We start from the raw sequence: 18,560 nt of genomic DNA on the forward strand, positions 1-18,560 counted from the left end.
TGTCATCGCTGGGCCGATCTCTTGCAGGAAAGCGTGACGGTGACATGACAGAAGAAACCATCCTCGCCAATGCCATGCTGGTGCTGCCCGACGAGGTGCGGCGCGGGTCGCTGCGCCTGCGGGACGGGCGGATCGCCGAGATCGGCGAGGGTGCGGGCGTGCCGCGGGGGGCGGTGGATTGCGGCGGCGATTACCTGGCGCCGGGGTTGGTGGAGTTGCACACCGACAACCTGGAACGACATATCCAGCCGCGCCCGGGCGTGGACTGGCCGCACGAGGCGGCGATCCTTGCGCATGATGCCGAACTGGCCAGCGTGGGTATCACCACGGTGTTCGACGCGATGCGCGTGGGCTCGATCCCCACGGGGGTGGGGCGGTATGGTGCCTATGCGCGGGGGCTGGCCGACGAGCTGTGGGCGCTGCGGGCGGACAGCGCGTTGCGAATCAGCCATTTCCTGCACCTGCGCGCCGAGGTTTGTTCGGAGACGCTGGAGGCGGAGATGGAGGCCTTTGGCGCGCAGGACCGGGTGGGGATCGTGAGCCTGATGGACCACACGCCGGGGCAGCGGCAGTTTCGCGACATGGCCAAGCTCGAGACCTATGTGAAGGGCAAGCACGGGTTGGACGATGCGGGATTTGCCGCGCATATCGCACAGCTCCGGGCGCTGCGCGAGGCACATGGCGACCGGCACGAGGCGGCGGCGGTGGCGCATGCGGCGCGCTATGGCGCGGTGCTGGCAAGCCATGACGACACCACCGAGGAACAGGTGGCGGTATCAGAAGGCTATGGCATCCGGCTGGCCGAGTTTCCCACCACGGCAGAGGCGGCGCGGGCCTGCCACGCGCGCGGGATTGCCGTCATCATGGGCGCGCCCAACCTGATCCGGGGCGGATCGCATTCCGGCAACGTGGCGGCGCGCGAGCTGGCGGAGGCGGGGCATCTGGATATCCTGTCGTCGGATTACGTGCCCTCGGCGCTGCTCTACGGTGCGGTGCGGCTGGGGGTGATGTGGGGTGACATGGCGCGGGGGCTGGCCACGGTGACCTCGAGCCCGGCGCGGGCCGCGGGGCTGGAGGACCGGGGGCGGATCGAGGCGGGAGCGCGCGCCGACCTGGTGTGGTTTGGGCTGCGCGGCGACGTGCCGGCGGTGCGCGCCGCGTGGTCGCAGGGGCGGCGCGTGGGGTGATCGGGGCGCGGCCCCGGCCCGGCCGCGAGAAGAGGGTTGCGCACGCCGGTGTGGGTGTTGTGAATGGCCTGGAGCGGTCGTTGGGCATTTAGCGATGAGCCGCGCAGCGCCCGACCGCCGGGTGGGCGCAAACCCGGCTACGCTCTGCGATTTATGGTGCAAGATACCTCTTCTATTTCCGCCACTTGCAGCGTTGCAATAGCGCCCGCCCGATGGGGCGGTCGGGCGCTCGCGCGGCGGCGCGTAAACGCGTCTCTATTCCGCGCGGGGTGAGGCAGGCGAATGGCAGCAAGAGGCCCTGAACGGCCCCATGCAGCACGGCGCACATCTTCCCAGGTGTCGCCCACCAAAAGGGCCTGCCGTCAAACGGAAGGGTCGCCTGCGGCAATATGAAAACGAACCCGGCTGTGGCGTGCGTTGGGCTGCGGCCCTTTTGACACTGCTGCAGGTGGGGCGCATAACGGGCGCAATTCCAATCCTTTGCACCGGAGATCCCGATGACTGAGCCACTTTTCGACATCCCCGCCCCGCCGCTTGTGCCCATCGAGGGCGACGCGCGCGGCTATCCGGTGCGGCGCATCTTCTGCGTTGGGCGCAACTATGCCGCCCATGCCGCCGAGATGGGCAACGAGGTGGATCGCGAGGCGCCGTTCTATTTCACCAAGTCGGCGCATGCGCTGTGCCTGTCGGGGGCGACCATCGCCTATCCGGCGGGCACCGAAGACTGCCATCACGAGATGGAATTCGTGGTGGCAATGGGAGCGGAGGCGTATCAAGTGAGCGAGGCAGAGGCGATGGACGCCGTCTGGGGCTATGGCTGCGGCATCGACCTGACGCGGCGCGACCTGCAGGGCGCGGCCAAGGAGAAGCGGCGGCCCTGGGACCTGGGCAAGGATTTCGAGGACGCGGCGATCATGGGGGCGCTGACGCCGAAAGCGCGGTTTGGCGAGATTGGCGCGCAGGCGCTGCGGCTGTCGGTGGACGGGCGCGTGGCGCAGGACGCGCGGCTGTCGGAGATGGTGTGGTCGGTGCCCGAGATCATCGCGCACCTGTCGCGCTTCTATCACCTGGCGCCCGGCGATCTCATCTATACCGGCACGCCCGCCGGCGTCGGCCCGGTGGTGCCGGGCAATCGCCTGAAAGGCGAGATCGACGGGCTGCCACCCGTCGAGGTGACGATCGGCGCGGGTGCGTAGCGGCGTGGTGCTGGCGCAGGTTCCGGTGACGCTGTTCACGGTGGTGATGGGGCTGTGTGGCTTCACGCTCGCATTGCGGGCGGGTGAGGCTGCGGCGGGGCTCACGCATTTTCTCTCGGGGGCGGCGCATATGCTGACGCTGGCGGTATTCGGCGTCGTGGCGGTGGCCTATCTTGCCAAGGCGGTGCGCCATCCCGGCACCGTGGCGGAGGAATGGCGGCACCCGGTGAGCCTTGCCTTCTTTCCGGCGATCTCGATCTCGCTGGTGCTGTTCTCGCTGGTGATGCTCGACGTGGTGCCGGGGATCGCGCACGCCCTGTTCCTGGTGGCGGTCCCGGCGCAGCTTGTGTTGACGCTGGCGGTGGTGTCGGGCTGGATCGGGTCGCGGTCCTTCGAGCATGGGCACCTGACGCCCGCGTGGTTCATCCCTGCCGTGGGCAACGTGATCGTGGCCATCGCGGGGGTGCCGATGGGCTATGTGGAGGTGAGCTGGTTCTTTGCCGCGGTGGGGCTGATGTTCTGGGTGGTGCTGCTGACGCTGGTGATGAACCGGCTGATCTTTCACGATCCGCTGCCCGAGCGGTTGCAGCCGACGCTGGTGATCCTCGTGGCGCCGCCCGCCGTGGGCTACCTCGCCTGGGTGGGGCTGGTGGGGGACGTCGATGCGTTTGCCCGGGTGCTGTTGAACCTCGCCTACCTGTTCGTTCTGATCGTGGCGGCGCAGGTTCCGCGCCTTGCGGCGCTGTCGTTCTCGTTATCGTCGTGGGCGCTGAGTTTTCCGGTGGCGGCGGTGACGGTGGCGAGCTTTACGCATGCCGAAGCGGTGGGATCGGGCGCGCATGCGGCGATCGGCTTCGGGCTGCTGGCGGTGCTGTTGGCGATCATCGCGGGGCTATTGTGGCGCACGGGGCAGGCGCTGGCGCGCGGGGTGCTGTTCGGCGGGTGAGGGCGTGGATTTTCACGGGTGGGAATGGGCCTGTTCCCGCCATTCGTATTTTGCACCCGCGCGGAACAAGGCGTGCTTGCACGCCGCCGCGCGAGCGCCCGACCGCCCGGACGGGCGGGCGCTTTTGCAACGGCGCAAGCAGCTGTTAGCCAAGAAGTAGCTTGCACCATAAATCGCGCAGCCCAATCGTCAGTGCGCCCACCCGCGGTCGGGCGCTCGCGCGGCTCATCGCGTCATGCCCAACGGTCACTCAAGGCCACAACCGCCCGGCGACCGCCGTCGTCAGTGCTGGATTTCCTCCTCGCGCACGAACATGTTGGCCCATGCGCGGTCGATCAGGTCGGGGGTCATCTGGTAGGGGATGCCCTCGAACTCGCAGATCGCGATCATCTGGTCGATCAGGAAGACCGGCTGGTAATTGGCGTAGATGCTGTTGATCGTGGGGTACTTTTCCTTGACGAGGTGGATGAGCGCAGCCTCGTCGAGCGGCATGCCCTTCTTCTTGGCGACCATCGCGAAGATCTTGAGGAAATCGGCCTGGCTGGGCCCGTCGATCTTGATCTTGAAGAAGATCCGCCGCAGCGCCGCCTTGTCGAAGATCTCGTTGGGGTGGAAGTTGGTGGAGAAGATCACCAGCGTGTCGAACGGCACCTCGAATTTCTCGCCCGATTGCAGGGCGAGGATGTCCTTGGATTCCTCCAGCGGCACGATCCAGCGGTTGATGAGCGATTGCGGCGGCTCTTTCTGGCGACCGAGGTCATCGACGATGAAGATGCCTCCGGTGGACTTGAGTTGCAACGGCGCCTGGTAGGTGCGCGCCACGGGGTTGTAGACCAGGTCGAGCATAGACAGGCTCAGTTCGCCGCCGGTGACGACGGTGGGGCGTTCGCATCGCACGTAGCGGGTGTCAAAGGTGCGGCGGCGGCGCAAGCTGTTGGGATCGTCGGTCTCGGTCTCGGCGGCGGAATGCACGATCGGGTCGTAGACGGTGATGACCTGGCCTGCGTATTCGATGGCGCGGGGCACGTAGACCTTGTCGCCCATCGCGTCGCGGATGCCGTTGGAAATCGAGGATTTGCCGTTGCCCGGGGGCCCGTACATCAGGATCGAGCGGCCGGCGCTCACCGCCGGGCCGAGATGGTCGAGAAGGGCGGGTGGCAGCACGAGGTGGCCCATCGCCGAGGTAAGCTGGTCACGGGTGATCTGGATGTTGCGGATCGACTGGCGCTTGACCTGGTCGGCGTAGACGTCGAGCGGCACCGGCATGGCGCCGAAATATTCCGACTGGCTGAGTGCGTCGAGCGCGCGGGTCTTGCCCGCGTCGGTGAGCTGGAATCCCATCTCGCCGCCCGAATTGGCGTGCAGCGTGCCGGTGGCCTCCACGAGCCGCTGAGTGCGCGAGAGATCGACAAGTTCTTGCGTGACGGCGCGCGGCAGGCAGATGGCGTCGGCGATTTCGCTGACGAGGTCGAGGTTCTTGCGAAACATCGTCTTGAGCAGGATGTCGCGCATCATCACCACCGGCAGCCGCATCTCCTCGAGGCGGTTGGGCGGCGGCGGGGGCTGCACCCCGGTCGTGGCTTGCATGTTCATGGTGCTGGTCTGCCCTCGATACCCGTTTAACGGGCACATCATGAGGGCCGAGTTTGTGCAAAATATGGCTGGCGCCGGGCGCTCCTGCGGCGGCGCGGTCAGGCCCCGTGGAGTGCGGCGAGCGCGAGGTAGAGCGCGAGCGCCGGCCCGAGTGCGAGCCCCATCGGGAAGCGGCGGCCGGAATGCCAGCTTGCCCAGTCGGGGGCGAGGCGGCGCAGCGGGCTCATCCGTGCGAGGCGGTGGGTGGCAAAGGCCGCCAGAAGCACGCCCGCGAGGAGCAGCATGACCGCGGATGCGTCGCCCAAGGCCACGAAAGGCCCGGCGGCGGCTATGAACTTGGCATCTCCCGCGCCCATCAGCCCGGCGGCATTGGCCCCGATCCCCACGAGCAGCAGCGCGGCGAGGTGGCTCAGCCGCCACAGGTAGTCGGGGAGCGGCAGCACCGCGATCCCCACCGCGAGATAGACGCAGACCAGCGCGATCACCGCCTTGTTGGGGATTTTCATCGACCGCAGGTCGCTCCACGCCACCCACAGGCAGATCGGCGCGGCGAAGATCAGGAACCAGAGCGCCGCCGTGGCCGGTGTGTCAAAGCCCATGAGGCGGCCTCAGCCCGTGCCGCTTTCGAGCGCGCGCAGGCTGCGCACGGCGGCGTCGAAATGTTGCGGGTGGGTCTCGACCGCCTCTTGCAGCAGGCCGCGGCCGATGGCGACATCGCCCTGTTTCACTGCCGCGAGGCCCAGCGTGTAGAGAAGCTGCGCGCGTTCCTCCTGCGTGGCCGGCAGGACCGGCATGGCGTAATTGCCCTGTGTGCCGCGCGCGAGAACGAGGTTGTTCTTGGCAGTGAAGAGCCCCGGATCCTGACGTACCGCGTCGGCAAACAGGCGCTCGGCCCCGGCGGCGTCGCCACGGCTGAGCTTGGAATAGCCCCAGTTGTTCAGCACCGGGCCCGGTTTCGTGGTGAGCCCGACGGCGGTCTCGTAGAAGCTGTCGGCCTTGTCCCAGTCTTCCTCGCTGTCGGCGATCATCGCCTCGAGCCGGTAGCGGTTATAGGTCTCGACGGTCGGCGGGATCGTGTCGAGCACTTTGGCTGCGCGGTCCCACTCGTTGTTGCGGATGAGCGCATCGGCCAGCGCCACGCTGTCGGTGTCGGCGGCGTCGGGGTGGTCGGTGACCTTTTCCCAAGTGGCGACCGCCTCGGTGGCACGTCCGGCGCGCACGAGCGATTTTCCCAGGCCCCGCATCAGGTCGATCCGGTCGGGATCATTGGCCGTGGCGCGCTGGAAATAGGCGACCGCCTCGGCGGGGTCGGACGATTGCAGCATCACCTCGTTGAGGTTGCTTTCGTCGATGACGTTGATGTCGCGCAGGGCGCGGTCGACCTCTTCGCCCGGGGTCGGCGCACAGGCGGACAGCGCGACGGCCCCCGTCGCGCACAGGATGATCCGGATGGAATGGCGCATTCTTGCGTCCTTTTACTGCCTCGGCCTCGTCATGGTATCTTGCGCAGGAGGTATTTGCCTCCGCCGCGCCGCACCACTTTGTATTCTTGTTCGACATTGTCATCATAGCTGGAATCCCGCGATTTTGCGAGAGCCAAACGCAGGTTGTCGCGAATCGCGTCGCTGGTGCCATTGTCGAGCGCATAGGCGCGGCGCAGCATCTGCTCGGCCTCGAGGAAATCGCCCTTTTCCACCAGCACGACGCCGAGATTGTTCCACATTTCCGGTGTCGCCGCGTCGCTCTCGATGGCGCGGCGCAGGAGCCGTTCGGCGGTGCCGAGCCGACCCATCGCAAGATTGGCGGTGCCCAGCCCCGCCAGCACGTCGGCGGTGAGGCCCCGGTCGGCACCGGCGCGGGTATAGGCGCGGTGCGCGAGCTCGAATTCGCCGGCGTCCATCAGCCGGTGCCCGACCAGGAGCGGATCGACCGCCACCGGTTTGCCCGGGGCGGCACCGGGCGGGAAGGGCCCCTGGGGCAGGGCCGGGGTGCAGGACGCGAGCATCAGCGCGAACGCCAGAGCCGCCGCCAACCGTCCCGCCATCGTGCCCCTTTCTTCACTTGCCCATCGTGAACAGCTTCATGATGTCGAGCATCGAAGGTCCGACGAGAATGATCAGCAATGGCGGCACTGTAAGCGTCATCGTGACCAGTGTCATCTGGGTGGGCAGCTTGTTGGCCTTTTCCTCGGCGCGCATGACCCGTTTGTCACGCATCTCGCCGGCATAGACGCGCAGTGCGTCGCCCACCGGGGTGCCGAAGGTCTGCGACTGGATGAGGGTGGTGACGAAGCTGGAGATGTCCTGCACGCCGCAGCGGTCACCCATCTCGCTCAGCACCGAGGGCTTGTCGCGGCCGGCCTTCATCTGGAGCGCGACGATCTCGTATTCCTCGGACAGGGCGGGATAGGAGGAGCGGATTTCCTTGGCCACGCGGATGATTGCCTGGTCCATCGACTGCCCGGCCTCTACGCAGACGAGCATCATGTCGAGACTGTCGGGAAAGCCGTCCTGGATTTCTTCCTGGCGTTGTTGCTGGCGCTTGGTGACCCAGTATTTCGGCATCATGTAGCCCACCAGGCCGGGGCCGAGGATATAGGCGATGGAGGTCTTGATATCGGTCTCGCCGCCGGCCTTGAACAGCAGGAAGTAGAGGATCCCCAGTGCCAGAAACCCCAGCGCCAGCCCCAGTTGCGCGGCGTGGAAATAGCGCACCGCGTCGCGATGCCGGTAACCCGCCTGCATCAGCTTGAGACGCATCTCGCTCAGTTGCTTCGAGTCCTGTGGCTCGAGGAAGGTGGCGTATTTGTCGAGCTTCTTGTTTTTGCGCTTGGCGCGCAGCGTGTCCTTGCGTGGGCCCGCGGCGGCCTGGGCGCCGGGCTGATACTGCTTGAGCTTGTCGAGCGGGTCGGGCTTTTGCTGGAGCATGAACCCCAGCGTGACCAGCATCAGAAGGACACCGAAGCCGCCCAGCGCGATCACCGGACCGAACGGGCCGAGGCTGTCGATCAGCAGCGGGATGATGGCGGGGGGCAGGGGCATGAAAGACCTTTCAGACCTTGATGTTCACGAGGGCGCGCATGACGATGACGTTGAGCACGAGGAATACGCCGACGATCAGCACCGCCGGGATGAACCAGGGGTGGTCCATCGCCTCGTCGTAATAGTCGGGCTTGATCATCTGGATGCCGAAGATGGCGAATAGCGGAAAGCCCGACAGGAACTTGCCCGACCATTGCGCCTCGGCGGTGATCGCCTTGACGCGGCGGAACAGGCGAAAGCGCGCGCGGATGACCTTGGCCAGCCCCGAGAGGATTTCGGCCAGGTTACCGCCGGCCTGCTGCTGGATGGTCACCGCCACCGCGAGAAAGCGCAGGTCCTGCATGTCGAGTCGCTCTGCCATGTCCTTGAGCGCCTCGCCGATGTCGCGGCCATAGGTGGCCTCGTCCGCGATCACGCCGAATTCGGTGGCGAGCGGGTCGGACACCTCGTTGGCGACAATCCCGATGGCCGAGGAAAACGGGTGGCCCACCCGCAGGCTGCGCACCATCAGCTCGATCGCGTCGGGGAGCTGTTCCTCGAGCATGCCCATGCGCTTGGATGCCTTCAGGGAAATCCACATGTAGACGCCGCCAACGCCCATGGCCGCCGAGACCAGAATCCGCACCGGCAGCGGCGTGGCGGTGCCGATGGTCAGCCCGAGAAAGGCAAGGACGCCGGTGGCGGCCATGATCATCACGATCTGCTTGGGCGTGAAGGCGATGGCCGCCTTTTGCGCCTTGACCGACAGGATCGCGTAGAGCGGTACGCGCCGCGCCTTGAGGTGTTGCTCCATCTCCTTGCGGAGGGTTTCCATCACCTGCTCGCGGTTGCCGTGCTTCTCGAGCAGTTCGAGCCGCCGGTTCACCCGCTTGTCGAGGCTGATGGAGCGGCCGAACACGGTGAGGTAGAGCCCCTCGACAAGCACCAGAACGCCGACGAAGATGAGGCCGTAGATGATCGGTTCGGAACCTATGCTCATTGTCTCACTCCGCCGCGATGGGTTCGTAGATGGAGGGCGGCAGGTCGTAGCCCCACAGGCGGAAGCGCTCGGTGAAGTGCGAGCGCACGCCGGTGCCGGTGAAATGGCCCAGGATCTTGTTTTCGGACGAGATTCCGACCCGCTGGAAGCGGAACACCTCCTGCATCGAGATCACCTCGCCCTCCATCCCGGTCACCTCGGTGATCGAGGTCATCCGGCGCGAGCCGTCCTGCAGGCGGTTGGCCTGCACGATGACGTTGACGGCGCTGGCGATCTGGTTGCGCACCGCCTTGAGCGGCATCTCGATCCCGGCCATCGCGACCATGTTTTCCAGACGGCTGAACGCGTCGCGCGCGTTGTTGGCGTGGATCGTGGTCATCGAGCCGTCATGGCCGGTATTCATGGCCTGAAGCATGTCGATCACCTCTTCGCCGCGCGTCTCGCCGACGATGATCCGGTCGGGGCGCATCCGGAGCGCGTTCTTGATACAGTCGCGCGCGGTCACCTCGCCCTTGCCCTCGACGTTGGGGGGGCGCGTCTCCATGCGGCCGACATGGGCCTGCTGAAGCTGCAATTCGGCGGTGTCCTCGACGGTGAGGATGCGCTCGGCATTGTCGATGAACGAGCTGAGCGCGTTGAGGGTGGTGGTCTTGCCCGAACCGGTGCCGCCCGAGACGACGATGTTGAGCCGGCAGGCGACGGCGGCCTGGAGATAGGCGGCCATTTCCTCGGAAAAGGCGCCGAAGCGCACGAGATCGTCGATGCCGAGCTTGTCCTTCTTGAATTTGCGGATCGACACGAGGCTGCCATCCACCGCGATGGGCGGCACCATCGCGTTGAATCGCGAGCCGTCGGCGAGGCGGGCGTCGACGTAGGGGTTCGATTCGTCCACCCGGCGGCCGACTGCGCTCACGATCTTGTCGATGATGCGCAGGAGGTGCTTTTCGTCCTTGAAGGTGACGTCACTCACCACGAGCCGACCCTCGCGCTCGATGAAGATCTGGTGCGGGCCGTTCACGAGGATGTCGCTGATCGTGTCGTCCTTGAGCAGCGTCTCGAGGGGGCCGAGGCCCTTGACCTCGTCGTAGAGCTCTTGCGTCAGGCGCGCGCGGTCCTCGCGATTGAGCACGATTCCCTTTTCCTGGAGGATTTCCGAGGAAATGGCGGTGATCTCGGCGCGCAGGTCGGCCTCGGTCGCGGTGTCTAGCGCGGAGAGGTTGAGATTGTCGAGCAGCGCGCGGTGAAGCTCGATCTTGATCTCGCCAAGCCGCTCCTTGCGCTTGCGTTCCTTGTCCTCGGGCGCAGGCGCCGCCGCCGATTTCTGCGGCGGCCTGCGCAGGCTGGTGACCTTGGGGGCGGGCTCGGGCTTGGTGGCCGTCGCGGCGGGCGCCTTTGGCGCAGGGGCGGCGCCGCCTGACTTCTTGTAGCGCGAAAACATCTGTGGCGTCCTTTCCTCAGGCGGCCTCGGCCTCGTCGCGGCCGAGCTCGTGCAGCGATTGGGCGAGCTTGGCGATCTCGCGGCGCAGCGGGTTCTTGGCGGCGGTCGAGGCGAGCGGCAGCCCGTGATCGGCGCTTTGCGACACCGCGCGCCCACCATCGGGAAGCTGAAGCTCGAGCCCGATCTCGAGACTTTCGGCCAACCGCCTGACGCGGGACCGCGCCCCGATATCGGTGAATTTCGGCGCCCGGTTGAGGCAGTAGCGCAGCTTCTCGAGCGGCAGGTCCTCGGCCTGGAGCGCGCGCTTGATGCGCAGGGTGTTCTGCGCCGAGCGCATGTCGAGCTCGAGCGTGGCGAAATAGATCTGGCATTGGTTGAGCACCGTCTCGGTCCATTGCACCAGCGTGGTGGGCATGTCGACGATGACGTAGTCGAAATGGCGGCGCGCGAGGTCGAGCACGCGGGTCACGTCGTCGGAGCCGATTATGTCGAGCGGCAGGATATCTGTGGGCGCGGTCAGCACGCGCAGCTTGTCCTCGAAGGTGACGAGCGCCTGGCGGAACACGTCCTCGTCGAGTCGCTCGGTATCAGACCACATCTCGAACACCACGTCGCGGCGCGGCAGGTCGAGGAAGGTGGCGACCGAGCCGAATTGCAGGCTTAAGTCCAGAATGCAGACCTGCGGCGGCTTTGCCTTGTTGATATTGGCCAGTTCCCAGGCGAGGTTGACCGCGAGCGTGGTTGCCCCGGTGCCCCCGGCGAGCCCCTGCACGGCGAGAATCACGCCGCCTTCGGCGCTGGCCTCGGGCAGACGCTCGGCCTTGGTGCTGGTTGCAGCGGAAGGGGCGGGGGGCGTGCGCAGCCGCTCGATGGCGGCCTGCAACTCGCGTTCTGGCAGGGGATAGGGCACGAATTCGTCCGCCCCGTTGCGCAGAAGCTGGTGGAGCGCGGCGGGGCTGACATCCTCGGCGATGAGGATGCTCTTGATTCCGCGCTGGGCGGCAACGAGGATGATCTGGTTCATCAGCGGCAGGTCGTCTTCGTCGTGTTCGTCCATCGCCAGCGCGACGAATTCGAGGGTCTCGGCCTCGGGCTGGTTGAGGAAGGCCAGCGCCTCGGAAAAGCCCAGATCGCCCCAGGCCTCGCCGAGGGTGGCCTCCATGTCCTCGATGAGCAGGTCGAAGTTCTGCACATCCCTGCTGATGGTGCAGGCGCGGATCGGCGTTGTGTCGGTCTGGGTCATGTTGAAACTCACCACTATTGTCGGTCGGGGCCCTCTCCGTCCGGCACGTCGGATCGCACACCGCAAAGGGGGCGGGGCGCGGATCGGTCGCGTCAGACGGCGCGGGGCATTGCTCGATAATGGAAACATGGCCGTTAATGTGGGCGACATTTTGGCCAAAAGATCGTAATTGTAGGAAGCCCGAAGACAAAAAGACCTGCCTGGTGCGGCGGGTCTCGGGCAGGGCCGATCTGATGGGGTGGGGCTATTGCTCGCCGCTGCCACCGCCTGCTGTCTCGGCATCGAGCGTGACGGTGGATTCCCAGGTCGCACTCTCGACATATTCGCGATAGACCACTTCGGCATACTTGCCGTCCATCACGATCGGGTGCGAGCCGACGAAGCCAGAGACCTCGGTCACGGTGCGGCGGTTGCGCCTCTCGCGGCCTTGAGTGACGATCAGGGGCTGGGTTTCGCCGAAGGAGGCGACCGCCTCGAGCCGGTCGCGGCCGACCCCCTGGCTGGCGAGGTAGCGTACCACCGCCTGTGCGCGGCGCAGCCCGAGCGACTTGTTATAAGCCTCCGGGCCGACAGCGTCGGTATGGCCGTAGACGCGGAAGCGCACCTCGGGGAACTGGCGGATCCAGTGCGCCTGTTCGCGCAGGGTGTCGCGCGCGCCGGCGTCGAGCACGTCCGAATCGAAGGAGAAGTTCACCGTGCTGTCGACCTCGCTGGCGAAGCGGTTGGCAAGGTCGAAGACATAGCTCCGCTCGCCGGTCATCACGAGGTGGTTGTTCATCGACGCGTCGCCGAAGGCACCATTATCGACGAGCGATCCCGCTTCGCCGAAATAGGAGCGGACGACATCGCCATCAGGTGACGCGCAGGCCACCGTGACGAAAAGACCGGAGATCGCCAGATACCGTTTCATCGCCCTGCCCCCTGTCATTCCATCACGTAGCCGTAGGACCCGGTGAAATCCTGCCGGGCGACCTCGCCCGCGGCACCGGATTTTGGTGCGTCACGCATCACGCGCCCGCCCAGAAACAGATCGCCCTCGGACGGCAGGCGCACCCGGTCGGTGGGCAGCGCCAGCGCCTCGCCGCGCGTGGGCGAGACGAGATGTGCCGAGATGATGATGACGAGTTCGCTCTGTGCACGCAGGTAATCGGCGCTGCGAAACAGCGCGCCCAGCACCGGCACGTCGCCGAGCCAGGGCACCTGGGCATTGTTGTCGCGGAAATCGTCCTGCAGAAGCCCGGCGATGGCAAAGCTCTCGCCGTCGCGGATGGAGACCGTGGTCGAGGTGTCGCGCCGACGGAAGGCGGGCAGCGTGATCGTGCCGGCATTGACCTGCTGGCTGTCATCGATCGACGACACCGCCGCCGCCATCTCGAGGTTGATCACGCCATCGTCGAGCACGCGCGGGATGAATTTCAGCTCGACCCCGAATTTCTTGTAGTCGACGGTAATCGTGCCCTCTTCCTGCGCCACGGGGATGGGGAATTCGCCCCCGGCGAGAAAGCTTGCCTCCTGGCCCGAGAGGGCGGTGAGATTGGGCTCTGCCAGGGTGCGCACGACGCCCTTGGTCTCTAGCGCCTCGAGCAGGATGCCAAGCTCGACCGAACCGATATCGAAGCCGATGAAGGCAGTGCCGGCGGCGGTCTGGTTGTTGATGGTTCCGGGCACGACGGTATCGCCGCCGCCGATCTGGTTGGTGCCGAGTCGCGCGCCCGCGACCCCCACCCCCTCGCCGGTGAGTGACGACAGGCCATCGACGGAAAGCGAGGTCGACAGCGCCTTGGACACCGTGCGTTGCATTTCGGCGAAGCGGACCTTGAGCATGACCTGCTGCTTGCCCGAGACCGACATGAGGTTCGACACGCGCTCGGGCGCGTAGCGCTCGGCGAGATCGAGCGCGCGTTGCAGCCGCGTCGGGCTCGACACCGTGCCCGACAGCACGATGCCGTCATTGGCGGTGCGCACCTCGATCTTTTCGCCCGGCAGGATCTGGCGGAGGCGTTCCTTGAACTCGGCGATATCGGTGCTGACGTGAACGTCGATATTGGTGATGAGCCGCCCGGTGCCGTCAAACAGCGTCAGCGTGGTGCGCCCCGGCGCCTTGCCGAGAACGTAAATGGTGCGGTCCGACAGGGTCGAGAAATCGGCGATGGCGGGGTTGGCGATGCTCAACTCGGCGAAAGAGACGTCGCTTTCCACCACGACCGCGCGGTTCATCGCGACGTTGATATTGCTGGTCGCATCGCCGCGCACGACGCGCACGCTATCGGCATGGGCAGGCAGCGCGCTCACACCTGCGCCGATTAGCGCGACCGCGAGGGCCGAGTGTAGAATGGTCCTGATGCTCATGTGACCTGCCTCTCCGATCACGCCTCTTGTCCGGGTCTTGCGCCCGCGTTTGGCGTCACTCTGCGCGAGAATTGCGAATTTTGCAAGGAATCAATGAGATTCGCGCCGTCTTTGATCCTCGCTGTGCCGTTTCTGCCCGCCCGGAATACCCGGGGCCGCCCGAAGGCGGCCCCGATGGTGGGCGGGTGCGCCGCCTCAGTTGGTGCAGGGGATGGGAGTCATCACGACTTCGGAGCCGCGGCGCGTGCGAATGGTGCAGCGCTCTTCTTCCATTTGCGGCGGTTTGGGGGCTTCGGCGGCCTCGATGCCGAGCAGGCGATACTGATCGACCTCGATCACCTCCGACGTGGTCTGGTCGAGCGCGCCGACGAGCGACAGTGACAGCCGCCCGGTGGATTGTGCCTGCGCGAGCGAAGCGACCTGCTGCGGGGTTGCCTCGACCGTCACGGTGCGCGCGATGCGGGCCTCGTCACGGTCCATGTCGGCGCTCTGGTCGACGGCGACAAGCGGCATCCGGGACTCGATGAGCTTGGTCACGCTACCGGTGGAATTGCCTTCGGTGCGCATGTTGCCCTTGCCGACAGAGCCGGTCCAGTAGACATCGACCCGGTCGCCGGGACGCAGGAAGCCCGAAACGCCGCTCTTGGCGTCCACCTCGATGGCGAAGGCGCGCATCCCGGACGCGAGCCGCGATCCGATGCCCGCGGGCTCACCCGGGTCGGTCACCTTGCCGGCGAGGATCACCTCGCCCTCGACCATGCTGCGCAGCACCTCGCGCGGATCGCGCGCCTCCTCGGGAAAGAGGGCTGTGGCTTCGGTAAAGATACCCTCGGGCAGCGACGACTTGGGGTACTTCACGCTTTTCACCGCGTCCTTTTCCAACTTTTCACCGTATTTCAGGTCGCGCGCGGCCACCAGGACATCAACGGTCTCGATCTCCGGGGCGCGCTGCTTGCGCTCCTGGGCGAGCTGTTGCTGGTATTGCTCGATGTAATTCTTCGCCATGTAGGTGGCAAAGCCTGCAAGGCCGATACCGACCAGCAGGACCAGTCCGAAGATCAAGCGCATTGCGTCTTCCTTTCCAATTCGTATGGCACACGGCCGATTCACGACTTTCAGCCGAGGATCATCCCCGCGAAATACAGGTTGAATGTGGCAAAACATAGGAGGTTGCGCGGCGTGCGTACGGTCACTCGTTTGATACGCGTGACAGCCTGTCTGCGATGGCCTTGGTGGCGGCATTGTCGCCCTCGACGAACAGGACCATCACCAGGGCGCCGAGCGCGGTAACGATCGCAGTCATCACGACCCAACCCAACCCACGGTGACGGCGCCGCTGTCTTCCTGGAGCAGGAATGTGGTGATCGTTCTGCGCATCTGCATACCTCGTGATGCTGTCCCGGTGCTGCACATGGCCCCGGGTGCCGGGGGCGCGACCCGGCTCAAATACTCGTTACAACGTATACGCAGGGCCGTGTCCGCACCGGACACGGCCCTGCTGTCTCGTCCTCGCCCCGTGTCGCCACCAGGGCAAGAGGCATCCAGATATTACTCGGTTGTGGTGATACCCGCGCCGACGTTACTGTCGCTGTTGACGCCGGTGGCGATTTTATCACCAAGGCCGCTCACGCCACCCTCAATCGTGGAGACTGCGGCGACGCCGAGGCCCACGACCGCTGCGGTCAGCACGACCCAGTCAACCGTCACTGCGCCGTCTTCGTCTTTCGAGAAGTTCTTGAAAAAGTTCATCATGGTTTGGTCCCTCCAAAGGATCAGTTGCTCAGTTTTCACATCCACCCCGGTTTCAGACCCTCCAGTTTTATGGCCCGTTGCCGTCGTGGTGTGATCCTATATGGCCGCCGAATCCGGGCGTGATTTGGGCGGCAATGCAGCGATTTTCGTGTTTTGATGAATTTCACCGAGAAAGTTTTCAAAATACTGAAAACAAAAGAAATAAACTGAAAATGTCTCTCGATATACATCTTTTGCGTGCAGAATTTGACGAAAATCGCGCAAAACGATCCGTGTTTCACGCAACGATTCTGGCCATGAGAGCGGATTGTTGACATGATGGAGGGAAACGATCCGGGGCAGAGCAGTGCCGATCAACGGAATATTCAGGGTTTTGTGCTTTTTTGCCGCGCTGGCATCGGGTGGCGGCGCGCGGGGCGATGGCCCGCCGCCCTTTCCCGACTTCTCGCCCAAGTTCGAGGAAGCCCCGAAACCCGGTGCGCCGCGCGGCCCGCTGGTGCAGATCACGCCACGCGAGGCCCCGCTTGCCGACGGCGGGAGCGAGGCAGGTGCGCGGGCGGAGCCGCGCCTTGGCTGGTTCTGGGAGGAGGTGCCCGCCGCGCTCGACGCTGACGGGGCTTTGCGCCTGAGCGCCGCGATGACACGTCTCGCCAATCCGCCCGATGGGGCGGCACCGGCAGTGCCGCGGCTGCAAACCCTGCGTGACATCCTGCGCGCGCGGGGCGCCGACATCCTGCGCGCCACCGTCGGCACGCGGGTATCGCCCGCGCTGGTGCTGTCGGTGATCGCGGTAGAATCGGGCGGGCGCGCGGAGGTGGTGTCCGAGAAGGGGGCGCAGGGGCTGATGCAGCTCATGCCCGACACCGCCGCGCGGTTCGGCGTGGCCGACCCGCTGGCCCCGACCGAGAACATCCGCGGCGGCGCGGCCTATCTCGACTGGCTGATCGGCGAATTCGGCGGCGACGTCATCCTTGCGCTGGCGGGCTACAACGCGGGCGAGGGGGCGCTGCGCGACCATGGCGGTGTGCCCCCCTTTGCGGAGACGCGCGATTACGTGCCGCGCGTGCTCGCGGCCTTCGAGGTGGCGCGGGGGCTGTGCAAGACGCGGCCCGAGCTCGTCACCGACGCCTGTGCCTTCGACCTGGCGTTGAACTAGACCGGGGCCGGGCGCGGCGGCCTGGCCCCGGTCGGTCGACGGTTTCAGTTGACGATCGCGGCCTCGGTGGCGGCGCGGATCTCGTCCTCGGTCACGCCATCGGCGCATTCCACGATGCGCAGGCCCCCCTCGACCACGTCGAGCACGCCGAGGTTGGTGACAATGCGATTCACCACGCCGGTGCCGGTGAGCGGCAGGGTGCATTTCTTGAGCAGCTTTGATTCACCTGCCTTGTTGGTGTGGTCCATTACCACCACCACCCGGCGCACGCCGGCGACGAGGTCCATCGCGCCGCCCATGCCCTTGATCAGCTTGCCCGGGATCATCCAGTTGGCCAGATCGCCGTTCTCGGCCACCTCCATCGCGCCGAGAATCGCCATCGCGATCTTGCCGCCCCGGATCATGCCGAAGGAGGTGGCGCTGTCGAAATAGGCGGTGTGGGGCAGCTCGGTGATGGTCTGCTTGCCGGCGTTGATGAGATCGGGGTCTTCGTCGCCCTCGAGCGGGAAGGGGCCCATGCCGAGCATCCCGTTTTCCGATTGCAGCGTCACCTGAACGCCCTCGGGGATGTAGTTCGACACCAGGGTCGGGATGCCGATGCCGAGATTGACATAGGTGCCGTCCTCGAGCTCCTGCGCGGCGCGTGCCGCCATCTGGTCGCGGGTCCAGGGCATCAGGCTTCCTCCCTCTTGCGCACGGTGCGTTGTTCGATGCGTTTCTCGTGGTCGCCCTGGATCAGGCGGTGCACGTAGATGCCGGGCAGGTGGATGCAGTCGGGGTCGAGCGTACCGGGCTCGACGATCTCCTCGACCTCCATCACGCAGGTGCGGCCGCACATGGCCGCGGGCGGGTTGAAGTTGCGCGCGGTCTTGCGGAAGATGCAGTTGCCGGTGGTGTCGGCCTTCCATGCCTTGACGATCGAGAGATCGGCGAAGATGCCGCGCTCGAGGATGTAGGTCTCGGGCTGGCCGCCGGGGCCTGTGGGGAACTCCTTGTGTTCCTTGCCCTCGGCGATCTGGGTGCCGACGCCGGTCTTGGTATAGAAGCCCGGAATGCCGGCGCCGCCCGCGCGCATCCGCTCGGCGAGCGTGCCCTGGGGGTTGAATTCGAGCTCGAGCTCACCGCTGAGATACTGGCGCATGAATTCGGCGTTCTCGCCCACGTAGGACGACATCATCTTTCTGACCTGCCGGGTCTGCAGCAGGATGCCGATGCCGAAATCGTCAACGCCTGCGTTGTTGGACGCGAAGGTAAGGTTCTTGGCGCCCGAATCGCGGATCGCGGCGAGCAGCAACTCGGGAATGCCGCAGAGGCCAAAGCCGCCCGCGGCGATGGTCATGTCATCCTGCAAGAGCCCGTCAAGCGCCTCGGCCGCCGAGCCGTATACCTTGGACATCGCGCATCTCCTCCTGAAATCCGTCGACCTTGGTATGCGGCGGGGCGGGGGGCGGTGTCAACGCGGGGCGCGCTGCATCGCGGCGATTTACGGATTACTACGTAGCCCCGGCCATTACGCCCGCTTTCTTTGAAAGAAAGCGCGCCGAAATCTTTTGAGAGACCACAGCGAAACTCTTGGGATTCCCTGAGATGGTTTGGTGGGGTATGTTTTGTCATGAGACAGAGTTTTTCGACCCAGCCCGCCTTGTTTGCTCCGCAGGAGTTGTTCGACCACCCGGCGCT

The 18,560-nt window shown here is 65.8% G+C and carries 18 protein-coding genes; 4 read left to right on the plus strand and 14 right to left on the minus strand.

Features of this window, described 5'->3' with window-relative positions; all coding sequences use genetic code 11:
- Positions 1-44 precede the first annotated feature (44 nt).
- From C6W92_RS13610 to C6W92_RS13620, 3 genes are all read left to right on the plus strand, one after another.
- The gene (locus tag C6W92_RS13610) at positions 45-1,187 is read left to right on the plus strand and encodes an alpha-D-ribose 1-methylphosphonate 5-triphosphate diphosphatase (protein ID WP_129434142.1); all 1,143 of its coding nucleotides are present in this window, start codon (positions 45-47) and stop codon (positions 1,185-1,187) included.
- 497 nt (positions 1,188-1,684) lie between these two features.
- Positions 1,685-2,383: a fumarylacetoacetate hydrolase family protein gene (locus tag C6W92_RS13615; protein ID WP_129434144.1), complete on the plus strand. Its 699-nt coding sequence runs from the start codon at positions 1,685-1,687 to the stop codon at positions 2,381-2,383.
- A complete protein-coding gene (locus C6W92_RS13620) occupies positions 2,376-3,329 on the plus strand; it encodes an SLAC1 anion channel family protein (protein ID WP_241691167.1) in 954 nt (317 codons plus the stop codon). The genes C6W92_RS13615 and C6W92_RS13620 overlap by 8 nt, the downstream gene beginning before the upstream one ends.
- Positions 3,330-3,611: 282 nt before the next feature.
- Here C6W92_RS13620 and C6W92_RS13625 read toward each other — a convergent pair whose 3' ends face one another.
- The 12 genes from C6W92_RS13625 to C6W92_RS13680 form a co-directional block, all read right to left on the minus strand.
- Positions 3,612-4,922, minus strand: a complete 1,311-nt coding sequence (locus tag C6W92_RS13625) for an ATPase (RefSeq protein ID WP_129434146.1) — start codon at positions 4,920-4,922, stop codon at positions 3,612-3,614.
- Between the two features lie 98 nt (positions 4,923-5,020).
- Positions 5,021-5,521 carry a prepilin peptidase gene (locus C6W92_RS13630; RefSeq protein WP_129434148.1) on the minus strand — a complete coding sequence of 167 codons (501 nt, stop codon included), beginning with the start codon at positions 5,519-5,521 and terminating at the stop codon, positions 5,021-5,023.
- A 9-nt stretch (positions 5,522-5,530) separates the two neighbouring features.
- A complete protein-coding gene (locus tag C6W92_RS13635) occupies positions 5,531-6,385 on the minus strand; it encodes a tetratricopeptide repeat protein (RefSeq protein WP_129434150.1) in 855 nt (284 codons plus the stop codon).
- Between the two features lie 29 nt (positions 6,386-6,414).
- Positions 6,415-6,966, minus strand: coding sequence for a tetratricopeptide repeat protein (locus C6W92_RS13640; RefSeq protein ID WP_129434152.1), 552 nt, complete (start codon positions 6,964-6,966; stop codon positions 6,415-6,417).
- A 13-nt stretch (positions 6,967-6,979) separates the two neighbouring features.
- Positions 6,980-7,963, minus strand: a complete 984-nt coding sequence (locus C6W92_RS13645) for a type II secretion system F family protein (RefSeq protein WP_129434154.1) — start codon at positions 7,961-7,963, stop codon at positions 6,980-6,982.
- Positions 7,964-7,973: 10 nt separating this feature from the next.
- Positions 7,974-8,942, minus strand: coding sequence for a type II secretion system F family protein (locus tag C6W92_RS13650; RefSeq protein WP_129434156.1), 969 nt, complete (start codon positions 8,940-8,942; stop codon positions 7,974-7,976).
- Between the two features lie 4 nt (positions 8,943-8,946).
- Positions 8,947-10,380 carry a CpaF family protein gene (locus tag C6W92_RS13655; RefSeq protein WP_129434158.1) on the minus strand — a complete coding sequence of 478 codons (1,434 nt, stop codon included), beginning with the start codon at positions 10,378-10,380 and terminating at the stop codon, positions 8,947-8,949.
- Between the two features lie 16 nt (positions 10,381-10,396).
- On the minus strand, positions 10,397-11,623 hold the full coding sequence (locus tag C6W92_RS13660) for a pilus assembly protein CpaE (protein WP_129434160.1): 1,227 nt from the start codon (positions 11,621-11,623) through the stop codon (positions 10,397-10,399).
- Positions 11,624-11,867: 244 nt separating this feature from the next.
- Entirely contained in the window at positions 11,868-12,533 is a 666-nt protein-coding gene (locus tag C6W92_RS13665; protein ID WP_129434162.1) for an OmpA family protein, read from the minus strand.
- Positions 12,534-12,547: 14 nt separating this feature from the next.
- On the minus strand, positions 12,548-13,972 hold the full coding sequence (locus tag C6W92_RS13670) for a type II and III secretion system protein family protein (RefSeq protein WP_129434164.1): 1,425 nt from the start codon (positions 13,970-13,972) through the stop codon (positions 12,548-12,550).
- A 195-nt stretch (positions 13,973-14,167) separates the two neighbouring features.
- Positions 14,168-15,040, minus strand: a complete 873-nt coding sequence (cpaB, locus tag C6W92_RS13675; RefSeq protein WP_129434166.1) for a Flp pilus assembly protein CpaB — start codon at positions 15,038-15,040, stop codon at positions 14,168-14,170.
- A 480-nt stretch (positions 15,041-15,520) separates the two neighbouring features.
- On the minus strand, positions 15,521-15,724 hold the full coding sequence (locus tag C6W92_RS13680) for a hypothetical protein (protein ID WP_129434168.1): 204 nt from the start codon (positions 15,722-15,724) through the stop codon (positions 15,521-15,523).
- 346 nt (positions 15,725-16,070) lie between these two features.
- Between C6W92_RS13680 and C6W92_RS13685 the strand changes: the two genes are divergently transcribed.
- A complete protein-coding gene (locus C6W92_RS13685) occupies positions 16,071-16,880 on the plus strand; it encodes a lytic transglycosylase domain-containing protein (RefSeq protein WP_241691168.1) in 810 nt (269 codons plus the stop codon).
- Positions 16,881-16,924: 44 nt separating this feature from the next.
- On the opposite strand, the gene C6W92_RS13690 is transcribed toward C6W92_RS13685, so the two are convergent.
- Complete coding sequence (locus C6W92_RS13690; RefSeq protein ID WP_104019236.1) at positions 16,925-17,554, minus strand: CoA transferase subunit B; 630 nt, start codon at positions 17,552-17,554, stop codon at positions 16,925-16,927.
- The gene (locus C6W92_RS13695) at positions 17,554-18,276 is read right to left on the minus strand and encodes a CoA transferase subunit A (RefSeq protein ID WP_129434170.1); all 723 of its coding nucleotides are present in this window, start codon (positions 18,274-18,276) and stop codon (positions 17,554-17,556) included. Before C6W92_RS13695 ends, C6W92_RS13690 begins: the two co-directional genes overlap by 1 nt.
- Between the last annotated feature and the right edge of the window lie 284 nt (positions 18,277-18,560).

This window comes from Roseovarius sp. A46, from assembly GCF_004126395.1.
Taxonomy (GTDB): domain Bacteria; phylum Pseudomonadota; class Alphaproteobacteria; order Rhodobacterales; family Rhodobacteraceae; genus Roseovarius; species Roseovarius nitratireducens.